Source organism: Thiothrix unzii (assembly GCF_017901175.1).
Lineage (GTDB): Bacteria > Pseudomonadota > Gammaproteobacteria > Thiotrichales > Thiotrichaceae > Thiothrix > Thiothrix unzii.
This window is the reverse complement of sequence record NZ_CP072793.1, coordinates 2,903,976-2,919,088: the sequence shown is the minus strand read 5'-3', so window position 1 is coordinate 2,919,088 and position 15,113 is coordinate 2,903,976. Positions and strand designations below refer to the sequence as shown.

13 protein-coding genes and 1 riboswitch are annotated in these 15,113 nt (G+C 51.9%); of the genes, 8 read left to right on the top strand and 5 right to left on the bottom strand.

Annotated elements, in window-relative coordinates:
- Positions 1 to 100 precede the first annotated feature (100 nt).
- The 6 genes from J9260_RS14560 (at position 101) to J9260_RS14535 (ending at position 7,986) form a co-directional block, all read left to right on the top strand.
- Positions 101 to 2,812, top strand: coding sequence for a bifunctional acetate--CoA ligase family protein/GNAT family N-acetyltransferase (locus tag J9260_RS14560; RefSeq protein ID WP_210218442.1), 2,712 nt, complete (start codon positions 101 to 103; stop codon positions 2,810 to 2,812).
- Between the two features lie 14 nt (positions 2,813 to 2,826).
- Positions 2,827 to 3,606, top strand: a complete 780-nt coding sequence (gene thiD, locus J9260_RS14555) for a bifunctional hydroxymethylpyrimidine kinase/phosphomethylpyrimidine kinase (protein WP_210218441.1) — start codon at positions 2,827 to 2,829, stop codon at positions 3,604 to 3,606.
- A gap of 92 nt (positions 3,607 to 3,698) precedes the next feature.
- Positions 3,699 to 4,313 carry a thiamine phosphate synthase gene (gene thiE, locus J9260_RS14550; protein WP_210218440.1) on the top strand — a complete coding sequence of 205 codons (615 nt, stop codon included), beginning with the start codon at positions 3,699 to 3,701 and terminating at the stop codon, positions 4,311 to 4,313.
- 83 nt (positions 4,314 to 4,396) lie between these two features.
- Positions 4,397 to 5,677, top strand: a complete 1,281-nt coding sequence (gene hemL / locus J9260_RS14545; RefSeq protein WP_210218439.1) for a glutamate-1-semialdehyde 2,1-aminomutase — start codon at positions 4,397 to 4,399, stop codon at positions 5,675 to 5,677.
- A 102-nt stretch (positions 5,678 to 5,779) separates the two neighbouring features.
- Positions 5,780 to 7,045, top strand: a complete 1,266-nt coding sequence (locus J9260_RS14540; protein WP_210218438.1) for a S1 family peptidase — start codon at positions 5,780 to 5,782, stop codon at positions 7,043 to 7,045.
- Complete coding sequence (locus J9260_RS14535) at positions 7,033 to 7,986, top strand: FHA domain-containing protein (RefSeq protein ID WP_210218437.1); 954 nt, start codon at positions 7,033 to 7,035, stop codon at positions 7,984 to 7,986. Before J9260_RS14540 ends, J9260_RS14535 begins: the two co-directional genes overlap by 13 nt.
- 2 nt (positions 7,987 to 7,988) lie before the next feature.
- On the opposite strand, the gene J9260_RS14530 is transcribed toward J9260_RS14535, so the two are convergent.
- The 5 genes from J9260_RS14530 to metK all read right to left on the bottom strand — a co-directional run bounded on the left by J9260_RS14530 (position 7,989) and on the right by metK (position 13,670).
- A complete protein-coding gene (locus tag J9260_RS14530) occupies positions 7,989 to 8,720 on the bottom strand; it encodes a 16S rRNA (uracil(1498)-N(3))-methyltransferase (RefSeq protein ID WP_210218436.1) in 732 nt (243 codons plus the stop codon).
- Positions 8,720 to 9,592 carry a methylenetetrahydrofolate reductase [NAD(P)H] gene (gene metF / locus J9260_RS14525; protein ID WP_210218435.1) on the bottom strand — a complete coding sequence of 291 codons (873 nt, stop codon included), beginning with the start codon at positions 9,590 to 9,592 and terminating at the stop codon, positions 8,720 to 8,722. Before metF ends, J9260_RS14530 begins: the two co-directional genes overlap by 1 nt.
- Complete coding sequence (locus J9260_RS14520) at positions 9,585 to 11,015, bottom strand: class I SAM-dependent methyltransferase (protein WP_210218434.1); 1,431 nt, start codon at positions 11,013 to 11,015, stop codon at positions 9,585 to 9,587. The genes metF and J9260_RS14520 overlap by 8 nt, the downstream gene beginning before the upstream one ends.
- A gap of 66 nt (positions 11,016 to 11,081) precedes the next feature.
- A complete protein-coding gene (gene ahcY / locus J9260_RS14515; RefSeq protein WP_210218433.1) occupies positions 11,082 to 12,488 on the bottom strand; it encodes an adenosylhomocysteinase in 1,407 nt (468 codons plus the stop codon).
- Positions 12,489 to 12,506: 18 nt separating this feature from the next.
- On the bottom strand, positions 12,507 to 13,670 hold the full coding sequence (gene metK / locus J9260_RS14510; RefSeq protein WP_210218432.1) for a methionine adenosyltransferase: 1,164 nt from the start codon (positions 13,668 to 13,670) through the stop codon (positions 12,507 to 12,509).
- Positions 13,671 to 13,696: 26 nt separating this feature from the next.
- A riboswitch (S-adenosyl-L-homocysteine riboswitch) is annotated at positions 13,697 to 13,770 on the bottom strand.
- Positions 13,771 to 13,881: 111 nt separating this feature from the next.
- On the opposite strand from metK, the gene hisB reads away from it, so the two are divergent.
- Complete coding sequence (gene hisB, locus J9260_RS14505; protein ID WP_210218431.1) at positions 13,882 to 14,475, top strand: imidazoleglycerol-phosphate dehydratase HisB; 594 nt, start codon at positions 13,882 to 13,884, stop codon at positions 14,473 to 14,475.
- Positions 14,475 to 15,113, top strand: a complete 639-nt coding sequence (gene hisH, locus J9260_RS14500) for an imidazole glycerol phosphate synthase subunit HisH (protein ID WP_210218430.1) — start codon at positions 14,475 to 14,477, stop codon at positions 15,111 to 15,113. Before hisB ends, hisH begins: the two co-directional genes overlap by 1 nt.

The following is a 15,113-nucleotide window of genomic DNA, read 5'->3' as shown; positions in this document are numbered from 1 at the left end:
TACAGAAACCCGCGTAGAATATGTTGCAATGCAGCATCTGGCGTTTTTAGGCTTTCGTCACCGCTGCGCTTAATCTTCGTCCAGTCTAGAGGTTTGGACCATGGGTCACCATTACTTAAATCAACTTTTTACGCCACAATCCATCGCGGTCTTTGGCGCAAGTGACAGCCCCGACGGGGTGGGAACCCTTGTGTTCAAAAATCTGCTGAATGCTAAATTCAAGGGTACAGTTTACCCCATCAATCCCAAATACGCGAAAGTTCAAGAGCATGTCGCTTTTCCCAATTTAGTCGCGTTGAATAAACCTGTCGATCTGGCGGTTATTACCACCCCGGCTGCGAGCGTGCCCAGCATTCTTCAGCAATGCGGCGAACACGGGGTAAAAGGCGTGGTGGTGCTTTCTTCTGGGTTTGCAGAAACGGGCGCACGCGGGGCGCGGTTGCAAAAAGACTCGGTAGATATTGCGCAACAGTACGGAATGCACATTATTGGCCCCAACTGTTTGGGCATTATGCGTCCGTCGGTAGGGTTAAATGCCACTTTTAGCCGCAATCAGGCGTTGCCCGGTAATTTAGCACTGGTGTCGCAATCCGGTGGTATGTGTACTGCGATTTTGGATTGGGCTTCCCCACGGCAAATCGGTTTTTCCACGGTAATGACTTTGGGCGATGCGGCGGATGTTGATTTTGGTGATGTGCTGGATTTCCTCGCGCTTGACCCGAAAACCGATAGCATTTTGCTGTATATCGAAGGTGTACACGACGCACGCGGTTTCATGAGCGGTTTACGTACTGCCTCGCGGATGAAGCCGGTGGTGGTGTTGAAAGCAGGGCGTTACGAGGAAGGTTCCCGCGCAGCAAGCACTCACACGGGTGCAATTGTGGGCGGTAGTGAAGCTTTCACCGCCGCGTTAGAGCGTGCTGGTGCGGTGCAGGTTGATACCATTAGCCAGTTGTTTTCAGCGGCGCAAATTTTATCGTCAGGGTTGCGTACTCAGCAAAACCGTTTGCTGATTTTAACCAATGGCGGCGGCCCCGGCGTAATGGCAACGGATCGTGCAGTGGAAACCGGCTTGCGCATGGCAACCTTAAGTGCGCCGACGCTGGTGGAATTGAATAAGGTATTGCCACCCACTTGGTCGCACGGTAATCCGGTGGATATTTTGGGCGATGCCACCCCGGAACGTTACGCCGCCGCGCTGCAATGTTGCATGAAAGACGAAAACGTCGACGGTGTGCTGGTAATGTTGACCCCACAAGCCATGACCGACCCCGCAGGTGTGGCAAAGGTGGTGGCGAATTTATGTAAAGACCCCAAGTCCAGCAAAATCTGCAAACCAGTGTTAGCGTGTTGGATGGGTGATGAGCAAGTGGCAGCGGGACGTGAGATGTTAGCTGCTGCCAATGTGCCGCATTTCCGTACCCCGGAAGCGGCGGTTGAAGCTTTTTCGTACCTGACGCATTACCGCGATAACCAAAAAATGCTGATGCAAGTGCCGCCGTCGGTGCAGGAGCAAACCCGTGAACCCGATGTGCAGGGCGCGCGCCTGATTTTGGAAAGTGTGCTGGCGGAAGGGCGACGTGCCTTATCCACCACCGAATCACGGGCAATTTTATCAGCGTTTCGGATTCCAGCCGTGCCGACGATTTTAACCCGCAGTCCGGCAGAAGCCTTGGTCGCGGCGGAATCGCTGGGTTTCCCGGTAGTGATGAAAATCAGCTCGCCGGATGTATTGCACAAATCCGATGTGAACGGAGTACGCTTAAACATTGCCAGTGCGCACGCAGTACGCAGCATTTACCAAGAATTAATCGAAGCCACCAAGCGTGGTATGCCGGATGCTCGCATCGAAGGGATTACCGTGGAGCGGATGCACCAAAGCAATTCCGCCCGCGAATTGATGATTGGGGTGGTACGTGATCCGGTATTTGGCCCGATTATTAGCTTTGGTATGGGTGGCACTGCGGTGGAAATTCACCGTGACCATGCGGTTGCGTTGCCGCCGTTAAACGATTACATGATCAAAAAGACCGTGTGTCGCACGCGAGTAGCGCGGTTATTGGGCGAGTTCCGCAATATGCCGAAGATCAACTTCGAGGCTTTGTGGAAAGTGCTGCAACGGGTTTCCGAGATGGTGTGCGAATTGCCGGAAATTGTCGAAATGGACATCAACCCGTTAGTGGCGGATGCGGATGGCGTGGTGGCAGTGGATGCACGCTTTACCATCAATTACCCGCCAGTGACGGCACGGCGTTACGATCACATGGCGATTCACCCGTACCCGAATGATTTGGTGAAACACCTGCAATTGCCTGATGGTACAGACATTATTATCCGCCCGATTCGTCCTGAAGATGCGGAGATGGAACAGGAATTCGTGCGCAATTTGTCGAAAGAATCGCGTTACATGCGCTTTATGCAAGCCCTGCGCGAGCTTACCCCGGATATGTTGGTGCGCCTGACGCAAATTGATTATGACAGGGAAATGGCATTCCTCGCGTTAACCCGGCAAGATGGCAAGGAAGTGGAAATGGGGGTGACGCGCTATGCGATTAACCCTGATAGAAACAGTTGTGAATTCGCGTTGGTGATTGCAGATGAATTCCAAAATCGCGGTCTGGGCGGGGTGATGATGAATATTCTCATCGACACTGCCCGTGCTCGCGGTCTGCGTTACATTGATGGCGAAGTCTTAGCGCACAATCATGGTATGTTGAAACTGATGCAGCGGTTGGGTTTTGAGCGTCAAAAAAGCGACATTGAGGACGGCATTGTAATCGTGCGTAAACGCGTGGGGGAGATGTGCGGCTGAATGGAGGCGCAAACATGAGTATTCCGGTGGTAATGGTGTTAGCAGGGCATGACCCTAGCGGCGGTGCAGGCATTCAGGCTGATATGGAAGCGATTGCCAGTCAAGGTGGGCACGCGGTTTCGGTGATTACTTGCCTGACGGTGCAGGACACCTGCAACGTGCAGCGTATTGAGCCAGTGGCTGATTATTTGATTGAGCAACAGGCCGAAGCCTTGTTAGCCGATATGCCGATTGCGGCGATTAAAATCGGTTTGCTGGGCAGTATTGCAGCGGTGCAGGCGGTGCATCGCATCCTGCTGCAAGCCCCGGATGTGCCGGTGATTCTCGACCCCATCCTCGCTGCGGGTGGGGGTAAAAGCTTTTCCAGCGATTTGCTGTTGGAAGCTATTCGCGAATATTTATTGCCGCTCACCACCTTGCTTACCCCCAATGTCCCCGAAGCGGCGCAACTGGCAATTCACGGCGATACGCTTGACGCATACGCACTTTCCTTGCTGGATCAAGGTTGCAGCCATGTGTTGCTGACCGGCACTCATGCTGATACCGCACAGGTGGAAAATGCCCTGTATGGCGAAGGCAAACGCTTACGCACTTGGACGTGGGAACGCTTGCCGGAAACCTACCACGGTTCGGGTTGCACTCTCGCTTCCGCTTGTGCGGTTAACCTCGCCAAAGGCATGGATATGGTGAAAGCAGTGGCTACGGCGCAAGCGTATACGTGGGGAAGTTTGCAGGCGGGGCGTAAAATCGGGCGCGGGCAGTGGTTGCCGAATCGGTTTTATTGGATGAAATAGTATAGTGGCTGGATAATGCCGCACATGACCGTTTTAAAGCTGACTTTAACAATGGTCATGTCGTTTTTAGGGGTTTGCAGGGAAAGCGAAACATGAGTCTACGAGGTCTTTACGTCATCACCGACGGTTCAACAGGTGATGTCCTGTTGCGCAAAGTGGAACAAGCCTTACTTGGTGGTGCTGCCATCGTCCAATACCGCGACAAAACCACCGACAGCGCACGCCGCGAGCAAGAGGCGCGTGCTTTACGTGCTTTGTGTCACGAGTATAACGCTTTGTTTATCATTAATGACGATGTGGCGTTGGCAAAAACCGTGCAAGCCGACGGCGTACACGTAGGCCGCGAAGATTCCGCGCTAACAGTGGCACGCGCAGCCTTGGGCAATACGGCGATTATCGGAGTGTCGTGTTACAACCAGTTGGAACTGGCGTTAACGGCGGCGCAACACGGAGCGGATTACGTCGCGTTTGGTAGTTTTTTCCCATCGCCGACTAAGCCGAATGCGCCGCGTGCTACCTTGCCGTTATTGCACGAGGCGCGGGCGCAATTGCGTGTGCCGATTTGTGCGATTGGTGGCATTACGTTGGCAACCGCACCCGCTCTGGTGGCAGAGGGGGCGGATATGCTGGCGGTGATTTCGGACGTGTTTGCGAGTAATGCGATCACTCAACAGGCGGGTTTATACCGCAATCTGTTTTTACGCTGATATTTCTTACGGGTTTACTGGACAATACCCCCACGCTCATTGAAAATAAGCATTCTTTAATATTGTTGCCAAGGAATCCTGCCGTGACCCGTTCTGAAGCCCTGTTCGAGCAAGCCAAACGTTCCATTCCCGGCGGTGTTAATTCGCCAGTACGTGCTTTTCGCAGTGTCGGCGGAACGCCGCGCTTCATTGCGCGTGCCCAAGGTGCGTATATGTGGGATGCCGACGGTAATCGTTTGATTGATTACGTGGGTTCGTGGGGGCCAATGGTGGCGGGACACGCACACCCGGAAGTGGTGGCAGCAGTGCAGGCGGCAGCCGTTGACGGTTTAAGTTACGGTGCGCCGACTGAACTGGAAATCACGATGGCGGAAAAAATCTGCGAAATCGTGCCTTCCATCGAAATGGTGCGCATGACCAGCTCCGGCACGGAAGCTACCATGTCAGCGATCCGTTTGGCACGCGGTTTCACCGGGCGTAATTACTTGGTTAAATTTGAAGGCGGCTATCACGGGCATGGCGATTCCTTGCTGGTGAAAGCGGGTTCGGGCGCGTTGACTTTTGGGCAACCGAGTTCCCCCGGTGTGCCAGCGGAATTGGCGCAATTCACCCTGACGCTGGATTACAATAACAGCGAGCAAGTGCGTGAAGTGTTTGCGGCGCGTGGGCATGAAATTGCCTGCATTATCGTCGAGCCAGTCTCAGGCAATATGAATTGTATTCCGCCGGTAGCAGGTTTCTTGGAAACCTTGCGCGAAGTATGCGACCAAAGCGGCGCGGTATTGATTTTTGATGAAGTCATGACGGGTTTCCGCGTGGCGTTAGGTGGTGCGCAAGCGGTCTATAACGTGAAGCCGGATTTGACCACCTTGGGTAAAATCATTGGCGGCGGAATGCCGGTCGGTGCGTTCGGTGGACGGCGCGACATTATGGCGCATTTGTCGCCATTGGGCGCGGTTTACCAAGCGGGCACATTGTCCGGCAACCCGATTGCAATGACTGCCGGATTAAAAATGATGGAGATCATTTCGCGTGAAGGTTTTTACGCTGAATTGACTGCAAAAACCACGCAGTTCGTAAAAGGGATGCAAGCGGCTGCGGATGCGGCTAAGATAGCGTTCACCACACAACAGGTCGGTGGTATGTTTGGGTTATTCTTCACCACAGAAGCCCGCATTGATACTTACCAGCAGGTTACGGCTTGTAATATTGCCCAGTTTAATCAGTTTTTCCACGGTATGTTGGATCGCGGCGTGTATTTAGCACCGTCCGCTTATGAAGCTGGTTTTGTCTCGATGGCACACACTGATACCGATTTGGCTGAAACTATTAGCATCGCAGGGGATGTTTTCGCCAGTCTATAAACGGGTATCCGGGCAAGCAGGCATCGGGGCGGTTACACCGTCCTCGCACTGTTTATTTTGCATCATTATCATAAGTTAGCTTGTCCAAGCGGGAAGCAGGGAATGTACCGTTTTTTGTTAAAAATTTTGTGGGTTTGCGTGGCCTTAATGGTTGTTAGGAGTGCGCACGCTCAAATTGATTCATCTTCCATTTACAAGGACGTTGAGCAATCGGTCTATCAAATTCAGGTAGTTAATCAGCTTAGTCGTAAAAAAACCGCTATTGGTTCCGGCTTTGTGGTGCTGGAACCTAATATTCTGGCGACCAATTACCACGTGGTCAGCACTTACGTGAATGACCCGGAAGGCTTTGATCTTGATTACCTTTCCACCTCCGGCAAAACCGGCAAGTTGGAATTGTTAGCGGTGGATGTGATTCACGATCTCGCGGTATTGCGAGCCGATGAGCCGTTGGGTTTGCCATTAAGTATTGCCCCCGTTCCGCAAAAAGGCGCGCGGCTGTATTCCTTGGGTAATCCGTTGGATTTGGGTTTCTCGATTATCGAGGGCACGAATAATGGCGTGATGAAAAACAGCGATGACAGCAACATCTTGTTTTCAGGGAGTTTAAATCCCGGCATGAGCGGTGGCCCCACCCTCAATGAACAAGGCTCAGTGATTGGGGTGAATGTCGCGACTTCCGGTAATGAAATCAGCTTTTTAGTTCCCGCGCAGTATTTGGCGATTATTTTGGAGCGTTTAAAGCTGACAGGATTTGAGCCGGATGGCGACATTGACCAGCGCATTGCGGAACAGTTGCAAGATCATGCCGCGAAATACATCAATGATTTAGGCAAGGCCAAGTGGACGAATTTGTCGATTGGTAAGCTGAAAGTGCCTGGTGATATTGATGGTTTTGTGCGTTGCTGGGATAACAGCAGTAAGGCTGATCCTGACGATTTAATGCGTGTTAATTACACTCGTTGTTCCAATGACAGCAATATTTACCTTGATGACGGTTTGGAAGTAGGGTCGTTTGCTTACGAATACATTTGGTTAAGCAGCGATAAAATGATTGCGCCGCGTTTTTACCGCAGCTACGAAACGCAAAATTCCAGCGTTTTGGATAATTCCGCTGGCAAGAATGACGTGACCAATTTCGTTTGTCATACCGGATTCACGCAAGTGGCGGAACAGGAATACAAAATGACAGTATGTCGCCGCGATTATTTGAATTACGCAGGCTTGAGCGATGTGATGGTGACTGGCGCGATGGTGGGTCATAAGCAGCAGGGAATGCTATTTAACCTCGATATGATTGGGGTGGATTTTGAAAGTGGAATGCAGTTGGCGCAACGTATGCTGGGGGACTTCAAATGGCAAAAGTAATCCTCGAAGTTCAGACTCGTGGTTTGAATCAGTATCACCGTCTGGAAACGTTCCCGGTAAGCGTTGGGCGTGGGCTGGATAATGACGTAATTTTGTCAGACCCCGCTGTTTCCCCGTACCATTTGCGCTTGGAACAGGGTGAGGGTGATGCGCTGTTTCTGCACAACTTATCGCAGGAAAACGGCACGAGCATGAACGGTCATGTCGTGGGGCTACAGCCTGTGCGTTTGCCGGTTCCGAGCCGTTTGGTATTGGGTAATCGGCGTATCAATGTGTTAGCCGCTGATACTCCGGTGGCAGCGACGAATTTGCTGAAGTTCAGTGGTTTCTTTTCTGCACTGTCCAACCCGGTGTGGGCAACGTTGTTAGTGGTGTTGACGGCACTGGGTTTGTTCGCGGAAAGCTACATGAGTACTTTTTTAGCGAAAGGCGTGTGGTATTACCTCAGCGATGTATTGCTCAATATGGCGGTGTTGTTTGCGTTCGCACTGGTGTTGTCGGGGGTCACTTGGTTAGTTTCGCATCGCTGGACGTTGGTGTCGGCGGTGAGCATTACGGCGTTACTGGCATTGCTGAAATCGGTTTTCGCGGTGGTGGGCGTGAGTATTGCCTACTTTGTGAGTTCTAGTGCGCCTTCGGATTTCTTATTGGCGTTTTACAATTTAGTGTTTGTGGCCTTGATGCTGTATTTGTATCAGCGTTGGGCGAGTTATTTACGCCCGTTGCCTGCGATTGGTTTGGCATTGTTGCTGAGTTCGCCGTTGCTGGTACTGGAAGGTTTGGATTGGTTGGATCAGGTGGTCATGCAAGGCGAGTTTTCCAACGAGCCGGTGTATGACCAAACCTTGAGTTCATTTAATCTGCACGCAGCACCCACCGTATCGCTGGAAAACTATATGCAACAAGCCAGTGATGCGCTGCCTTCCCAAGTGGAAGAGTAAGTTTATAAATCGCCAAAGCGGTGCTGGAGCAATGCCAGTGCCGCGCTACTCGCTGTTTCTGCCCGCAATATCCGTGGCCCCAGTGAAACGGGCATTACGCCAGCTTGCACACAGGTTTCCACTTCTTCACCGGTAAATCCACCTTCGGGGCCAATCAATAGCGCAATCGGTGTGGGTAAATCTGCGGGTAGGGCGTTAATGCGCGGAAAATCACCGGGCGCGAGAATTATCCGCGTACCCACAAAAGGTGTTTCCAGCCAGCGTTCCAGCGTTAACGGTACTTGCACGGTCGGCATTCGGGTGCGTCCCGATTGTTCGCAAGCCGCCACGACAATGCCTTCCCAATGCTGCAATTTTTTATCCACCTGCTCTTTACCGATGCGTACCACGCTACGTTGCGTAATTAGCGGCTGGATGGTGTTTACCCCCAACTCCACGGCTTTTTGCAGGGCAAAATCCATCTTGTCGGGTTTAATGACGGCTTGCACGAGGGTGAGGTGGACAGGGGATTCAGTCTCGATTGAGGAAACGCTGTCGATCAGCACCGATGCGCTACGTTTGCTGACGTTGCTTATCTGTGCGAGATATTCCCCGCCTTCACCGTTAAATAGAATCAGTGGCTCGCCCACGCCCAAGCGCAAGACTTGGATGGCATGGCGAAACGTCGTGTCGGGCAAGGTGAATTCCTGTCCGACAGCGAAAGGTTGCGGCACATAAAAACGCGGGACGCGCATTAGTCTGCTAACCCGATGTTTTTCCAAATACTCATGGTCGGTTCAACCCGATTCATGGTGTAGAAATGCAGCCCCGGCGCACCCGTTTCCAGCAAGTTTTCACACAGCAAGCTGATGAATTCCTCACCAAATTTGGCGATGGATTCCACATCATCCGCATACGTTTCCAATTGCTTACGCAACCAGCGCGGAATTTCTGCACCGCACATATCCGAAAAGCGTGCCAGTTGTGAATAATTGGTGATTGGCATAATGCCGGGGACGATGGGGATTTCCACGCCCTTTTTCACGCATTCATCCACGAAATGCCAATACGCATCGGCATTGAAGAAGTATTGCGTAATCGCACTGTTCGCACCTGCATTGACCTTGCGCACAAAGTTGTCGATGTCGACTTTGAGGTTAGGCGCTTGCGGGTGCATTTCGGGGTAAGCCGCCACTTCGATATTGAAATGGTCGCCGGTTTCCTTACGGATGAATTCCACCAATTCGTTGGCGTAGCGGAATTGCCCCAAATCGCGTGAACCGGATGGCAAATCACCGCGCAAGGCGACAATATGCTTGATGCCGTTATTGCGGTACGTATCCAAAATTTCGCGGATTTGTTCAGCACTCGAACCGACGCACGACAAATGCGGCGCGGCTTCAATGCCAGAATCGCGTTGGATTTCTAGCACGGTGTTCAATGTATTTGCTTGCGTTGAGCCGCCTGCACCGTAAGTGACGGAAAAGAAACGCGGGTTTAATGCCGCTAATTCGTTACGTACTGCGCGTAAGTTTTCCGCGCCCTTGTCGGTTTTGGGCGGGAAAAACTCGAAGCTAAAGATCAGATCATCGTGATTTACGTGATCGTGTTGATGGTCGTCAGTCATAATTTAATCTCAAAAAACGTGAGCCAGCCTGTAATAGTTTGGCTTTTGTGCGCTGCAACCAATGCGTTGGTGTTGCAACAGCAGGAAGCTGCAATTCCGGTATTTTCACAATAAGCTGGGCAGTCATTTCATGCAAGCGTGAAGCAATGCTACCCGGAGCACGCAGTGTGTCAGTCATTTCCTCGCTAATTTGATCGAATAAACGATGGTAAACAAATAAGCTAAGGAAGTCTGTTGCCAACCCTTTTGCCACTAACAGTTGTGCTAACTCAAGGTAGTGCTTAGAGTCTCCGGTTGCTTGCAGATCACGTGCCAGCCAATAAAGGTAAAAGGGTAAAGCGTAAGGCATGAATTTACCATACGTGACTAAATGGTTGGCTTCAAGCACATTGCCTAACCACGCATCTGGCTCATCAATGTCAATGCCGAATTGTTCCATCAAGCCTGAACGGATCAATACCATGACATCATTAGCAACAACGTGATTAATACTCCGGCTGCTGATGTAATGGTTTAACAAATGCCCCAAATGCGTTCTTGCGTCCTCAACTGGGGTGGCACACCTATGCTGATAATAATTCTGAAGCCGATAGCTGACTAGCACGCTATTACTGAAATCAATAGGTTTATCAGCTAAAACCGCCACATTGGTCATGCCAAATGGCTCAATATGCGACCAAGCAAAACCCGCTTGGGTTGCCAAATCGGCCAGTTTTTCAGGCGACAGCAAGAAGTAATGTGCTCCGGCTGATAAGGCAGCGTATAACTCCCCTGGCGGGGTTTCGGGTGTTAACGAACCTGAACGTGGCGTTGTCAGCAATACAATACCGTCAGGTGCGAGGTAACTTTTCAGCTCTTGCAAAAAACCTAGCGGTTCTGGAACATGCTCCAGCACTTCGGTGGCAAAAATGAAATCAAAGGTCTTGCCTTGAATTTCTTCTGCCTCATGCATGTAGCGGTGCAAAATTGGCGTTTCTAACAAACGTGCACCCATTACGCCGTAAGCGGAAGGTTCTAAACCTACAACGTCCGCCCCCCATGCTGTTCGGCAATAATCCAGCGCAACCCCAGCATTACAACCCACTTCCAAGACCGAGCGGAAACGGCTAAATGGCAAGCGTTCCAGTAAACCAATTTTCCAATCTAATCCACCAACAATTTCGAGATAATGGTAAATCAGATAAATGAAATTTGGGTCTTGTAGCACTATCTCAGTGGAGGGATAAGGGACGTTATGTTGTTGTGCATCTGGAAACCAAGCACTACCGCATTGCTTACAATGGGCGGTATTCAGATAACCGTAATCGGCGTGCCAATGGGCAGCCTGTAACACAATTTCGTTGCCGAGGGTGTTACCGCACAAGATGCAGGGAGCATCGGTTGGTTGTGGTGGGTTTAGCCAAATAACCCGTTCAGTTTGCATTGGAATCGCAGCCCGGTTATAGGCTGGGAGAGAAAAGTCCCTCCCGCCCTTTTATTTACTTATTTATTAATAACGGTAATGGTCAGCCTTGTAAGGCCCTTCCACTGCGACGTTAATGTACTGCGCTTGCTTTTCGGTCAAGGTGCTGAGTTGCGCGTTGAGGGTTTTCAACTGCAACCGTGCAACTTTCTCGTCCAAATGCTTCGGCAGGGTGTAAACGCCAATCGGGTATTTGCCGGAATCGCGTTCAGTCCACAACTCGATTTGCGCAATCGTCTGGTTCGCAAACGAAGACGACATGACATAAGACGGATGCCCCGTCGCACAACCCAGGTTTACCAAACGCCCTTTTGCCAGCAGCGTGATGCGCTTGCCGTCAGGGAAGATCACGTGGTCAACTTGTGGCTTGATTTCGTCCCACTCGTACTGTTCCAGTGACGCTACGTCGATTTCGTTATCGAAGTGCCCGATATTGCAGACGATGGCTTCGTTTTTCATCGCAGCCATGTGGTCATGGGTGATGACGTGGAAGTTGCCGGTCGCGGTGACGAAAATGTCGGCTTTGTCAGCCGCGTATTCCATTGTCACTACACGGTAGCCTTCCATTGCCGCTTGCAGTGCGCAAATCGGGTCGATTTCTGTTACCCAGACTTGAGCAGACAGTGCGCGTAAAGCTTGCGCAGAGCCTTTGCCTACGTCGCCGTAACCGCAAACCAGTGCGACTTTGCCCGCAATCATTACGTCGGTAGCACGCTTGATGCTGTCAACCAATGATTCGCGGCAGCCGTACAGGTTGTCGAATTTGGATTTGGTGACGGAATCGTTGACGTTAATGCCGGGGAATTTCAGCTCGCCACGCGCGTGCATCTGATACAAGCGGTGAACCCCGGTAGTGGTTTCTTCAGTAACACCACGGACTTCTGCCAAACGGCTGCTGTACCAGTTCGGGGAAGTTTCCAGACGCTTGCGGATGGCAGCGTACAAATAGGTTTCTTCTTCAGATTCAGGCTTGGCAACCAAGCTAGGGTCTTGTTCAGCGCGTGCGCCCAAATGCAGCAGCAGCGTTGCGTCGCCGCCGTCATCAAGGATCATGTTGGCTTGTTCGCCATTCGGCCACTCGAAGATTTTGTGGGTGTAATCCCAGTATTCTTCCAGTGATTCGCCTTTGTACGCGAAGACCGGAACGCCTGCTTGCGCAATGGCGGCAGCAGCGTGGTCTTGCGTAGAGAAGATATTGCAAGAAGCCCAGCGCACGTCTGCGCCCAGTGCGGTCAGGGTTTCGATCAACACGCCAGTTTGGATGGTCATGTGCAGTGAACCCGCGATACGCGCCCCCGCCAACGGCTTGGATTCAGCAAATTCGCGGCGAATTGCCATCAAACCGGGCATTTCGTGTTCAGCAACGTTGAGTTCTTTACGACCCCAAGCAGCCAAACCCATATCGGCGACGATATAGTCGTTAAAAGTAGTCATATTGTCAGTCTCCTAATCTTATAAGCCAGCAGCAGTGCGTAAAGCGTCAGCGCGGTCAGTGCGTTCCCAAGGCAGGTCGAGGTCATCACGACCGAAGTGACCGTAAGCGGCAGTGCCACGGTAAATCGGACGCAACAGATCCAGCATTTTGGTGATGCCATAAGGACGCAGGTCGAAGTGTTCGCGTACCAGATTTTCGATCAGAGTTTCATCGACCTTGTTAGTGCCGAAGGTTTCAACCGTGATGGAAGTTGGTTGTGCTACACCGATAGCGTAGGAGACTTGAATTTCGCAACGGTCAGCCAAGCCCGCCGCGACGATGTTTTTCGCCACGTAACGGCCTGCGTAAGCCGCAGAACGGTCAACTTTTGATGGGTCTTTGCCGGAGAATGCGCCGCCGCCGTGACGTGCCATACCGCCGTAAGTGTCAACGATGATCTTACGACCAGTCAGACCGCAGTCGCCCACAGGGCCGCCGATTACGAAGTTGCCGGTTGGGTTGATGTGGAATTTGGTGTCCTTGTGCAGCCATTCAGTTGGCAGGACAGGGAAAATAACGTGCTCCATCACACCCATGCGCAGGTCATCAAGGCTGATGTCTGGGCTGTGTTGGGTGGACAAAACTACTGCGTCGATAGCAACGATTTTGCCGTCTTCGTAACGCACAGTAACTTGGGATTTTGCATCCGGGCGCAACCAAGGCAGTGTGCCGTTTTTGCGCATATCCGCTTGTTGCTTCACCAGACGGTGCGCATAAGTCAGTGCTGCTGGCATCAAAACGTCAGTTTCATTGCTGGCGTAACCGAACATCAAGCCTTGGTCGCCCGCGCCTTGGTCTTCTGGCTTGGCACGGTCAACGCCCATCGCGATGTCAGGGGATTGCTTGCCGAGTGCATTGATCACTGCGCACGTGTGACCGTCGAAGCCGATTTCGGAATTGTTGTAGCCGATGTCATTGACCACGCCACGCACGATACCTTCGTAGTCGATTTCCGCAGTGGTAGTAATTTCGCCTGCCAGTACGACCATGCCGGTCTTGGTCAGGGTTTCGCAGGCAACACGTGCATAAGGGTCTTTAGCAATGATCGCATCCAAAATGGCATCGGAAATTTGATCCGCCATTTTGTCTGGGTGGCCTTCAGAAACAGATTCGGACGTGAAGAGGTAACTTCTCTCAGTCATTAATGTTCTCCTAAAACTAAAAATTAAATGACTGAGCGTCGTTAACTGTGACCACTACTTGAGCCTGGCGGGTGTTCCCGTCGCAACGCTCCTCAAGGGTGGTATCTAAATTCAGTGGAGTATGATAGACGAAACATTGGAGCAATGCATCATGTGTGCCGATAAACTTCGCTGTGATAGAATCGGGACAAATTTACTTTACAGGTTTCCTATGACTGAACGCACCGCCAGCGTGGCACGCAACACGCTCGAAACCCAAATCCGCATTACCATCAACCTCGATGGCACGGGCAAATCACGCTTTGCGACCGGCATTCCCTTCCTCGAACACATGCTCGATCAAGTGGCGCGTCACGGCATGATCGACCTCGACATCGAATGCAAAGGCGACCACCACATTGACGACCACCACAGTGTCGAAGACATTGGCATTACCTTGGGGCAAGCGTTCGCACAAGCCGTTGGCGACAAAAAAGGTATTCGTCGCTATGGTCATGCTTACGTGCCGTTGGATGAAGCCCTGTCCCGCGTGGTGATCGACTTTTCCGGCAGACCGGGCTTGGAACATCAGGTGGAATACCCGCGCTCCAGTATTGGCGCGTTTGAAACCGACCTGTTTTACGAATTCTTCCAAGGCTTTGTGAATCACGCGCTGGTGTCGCTGCATATCGACAATTTGAAAGGGCGCAATTCGCACCACATTGCCGAAACCGTTTTCAAAGCCTTCGGGCGGGCGTTGCGTATGGCGTTAGAGCTGGATCCGCGCATGGCGGGGATTATGCCGTCGACCAAGGGGAGTTTGTAATGCAAAAAATCGCCATCATCGACTACAACATGGGCAACCTGCACTCGGTGGAACGTGCCGTTTCGCACGCTGCTGCGGGCAATGCCACGGTAGCGATTACGTCTGACCCAGACATCATTTTAAAAGCCGACCGCGTAGTATTTCCGGGGCAAGGCGCGGCGCGTGACTGTATGCGCGAACTCGAAACCCGTGGCATGGCGGAAGTGGTACGCGAAGTCATCCAGACCAAACCCTTCCTCGGCATTTGCATGGGAATGCAGGTCTTGATGCAGCATTCCGAAGAAAATGGCGGCATCGAATGTTTAGGGCTGTACGAGGGCAATGTGCGCTATTTCGGCACGGTGCATCACGAAATCGGTGTGCGCCTGAAGATTCCGCAAATGGGCTGGAATCAAATCTGGCATCAAGTTGAACACCCGCTGTGGCAAGGCATTGCGGATGGCGCACGCTTCTATTTCGTCCACAGCTATTATGTTGAGCCGGTCACGCCGGACTTGATTGCAGGCTCGACCGAATACGGCATCAGCTACGCTTCAGCGATTGCTAAAGACAATGTGTTTGCGATTCAGGCGCACCCGGAAAAATCGGCGGATGATGGCCTGAAATTGCTGGAAAATTTCGTCAACTGGCAGCCGTAA

Bases quoted from the DNA above. Each gene is read 5' to 3' on its own strand.
- J9260_RS14560 (WP_210218442.1), top strand. From the start codon at position 101: ATGGGTCACCATTACTTAAATCAACTTTTTACGCCACAATCCATCGCG.
- thiD (WP_210218441.1), top strand. From the start codon at position 2,827: ATGAGTATTCCGGTGGTAATGGTGTTAGCAGGGCATGACCCTAGCGGC.
- thiE (WP_210218440.1), top strand. From the start codon at position 3,699: ATGAGTCTACGAGGTCTTTACGTCATCACCGACGGTTCAACAGGTGAT.
- J9260_RS14540 (WP_210218438.1), top strand. From the start codon at position 5,780: ATGTACCGTTTTTTGTTAAAAATTTTGTGGGTTTGCGTGGCCTTAATG.
- J9260_RS14535 (WP_210218437.1), top strand. From the start codon at position 7,033: ATGGCAAAAGTAATCCTCGAAGTTCAGACTCGTGGTTTGAATCAGTAT.
- J9260_RS14530 (WP_210218436.1), bottom strand. From the start codon at position 8,720: ATGCGCGTCCCGCGTTTTTATGTGCCGCAACCTTTCGCTGTCGGACAG.
- metF (WP_210218435.1), bottom strand. From the start codon at position 9,592: ATGACTGACGACCATCAACACGATCACGTAAATCACGATGATCTGATC.
- J9260_RS14520 (WP_210218434.1), bottom strand. From the start codon at position 11,015: ATGCAAACTGAACGGGTTATTTGGCTAAACCCACCACAACCAACCGAT.
- ahcY (WP_210218433.1), bottom strand. From the start codon at position 12,488: ATGACTACTTTTAACGACTATATCGTCGCCGATATGGGTTTGGCTGCT.
- metK (WP_210218432.1), bottom strand. From the start codon at position 13,670: ATGACTGAGAGAAGTTACCTCTTCACGTCCGAATCTGTTTCTGAAGGC.
- hisB (WP_210218431.1), top strand. From the start codon at position 13,882: ATGACTGAACGCACCGCCAGCGTGGCACGCAACACGCTCGAAACCCAA.
- hisH (WP_210218430.1), top strand. From the start codon at position 14,475: ATGCAAAAAATCGCCATCATCGACTACAACATGGGCAACCTGCACTCG.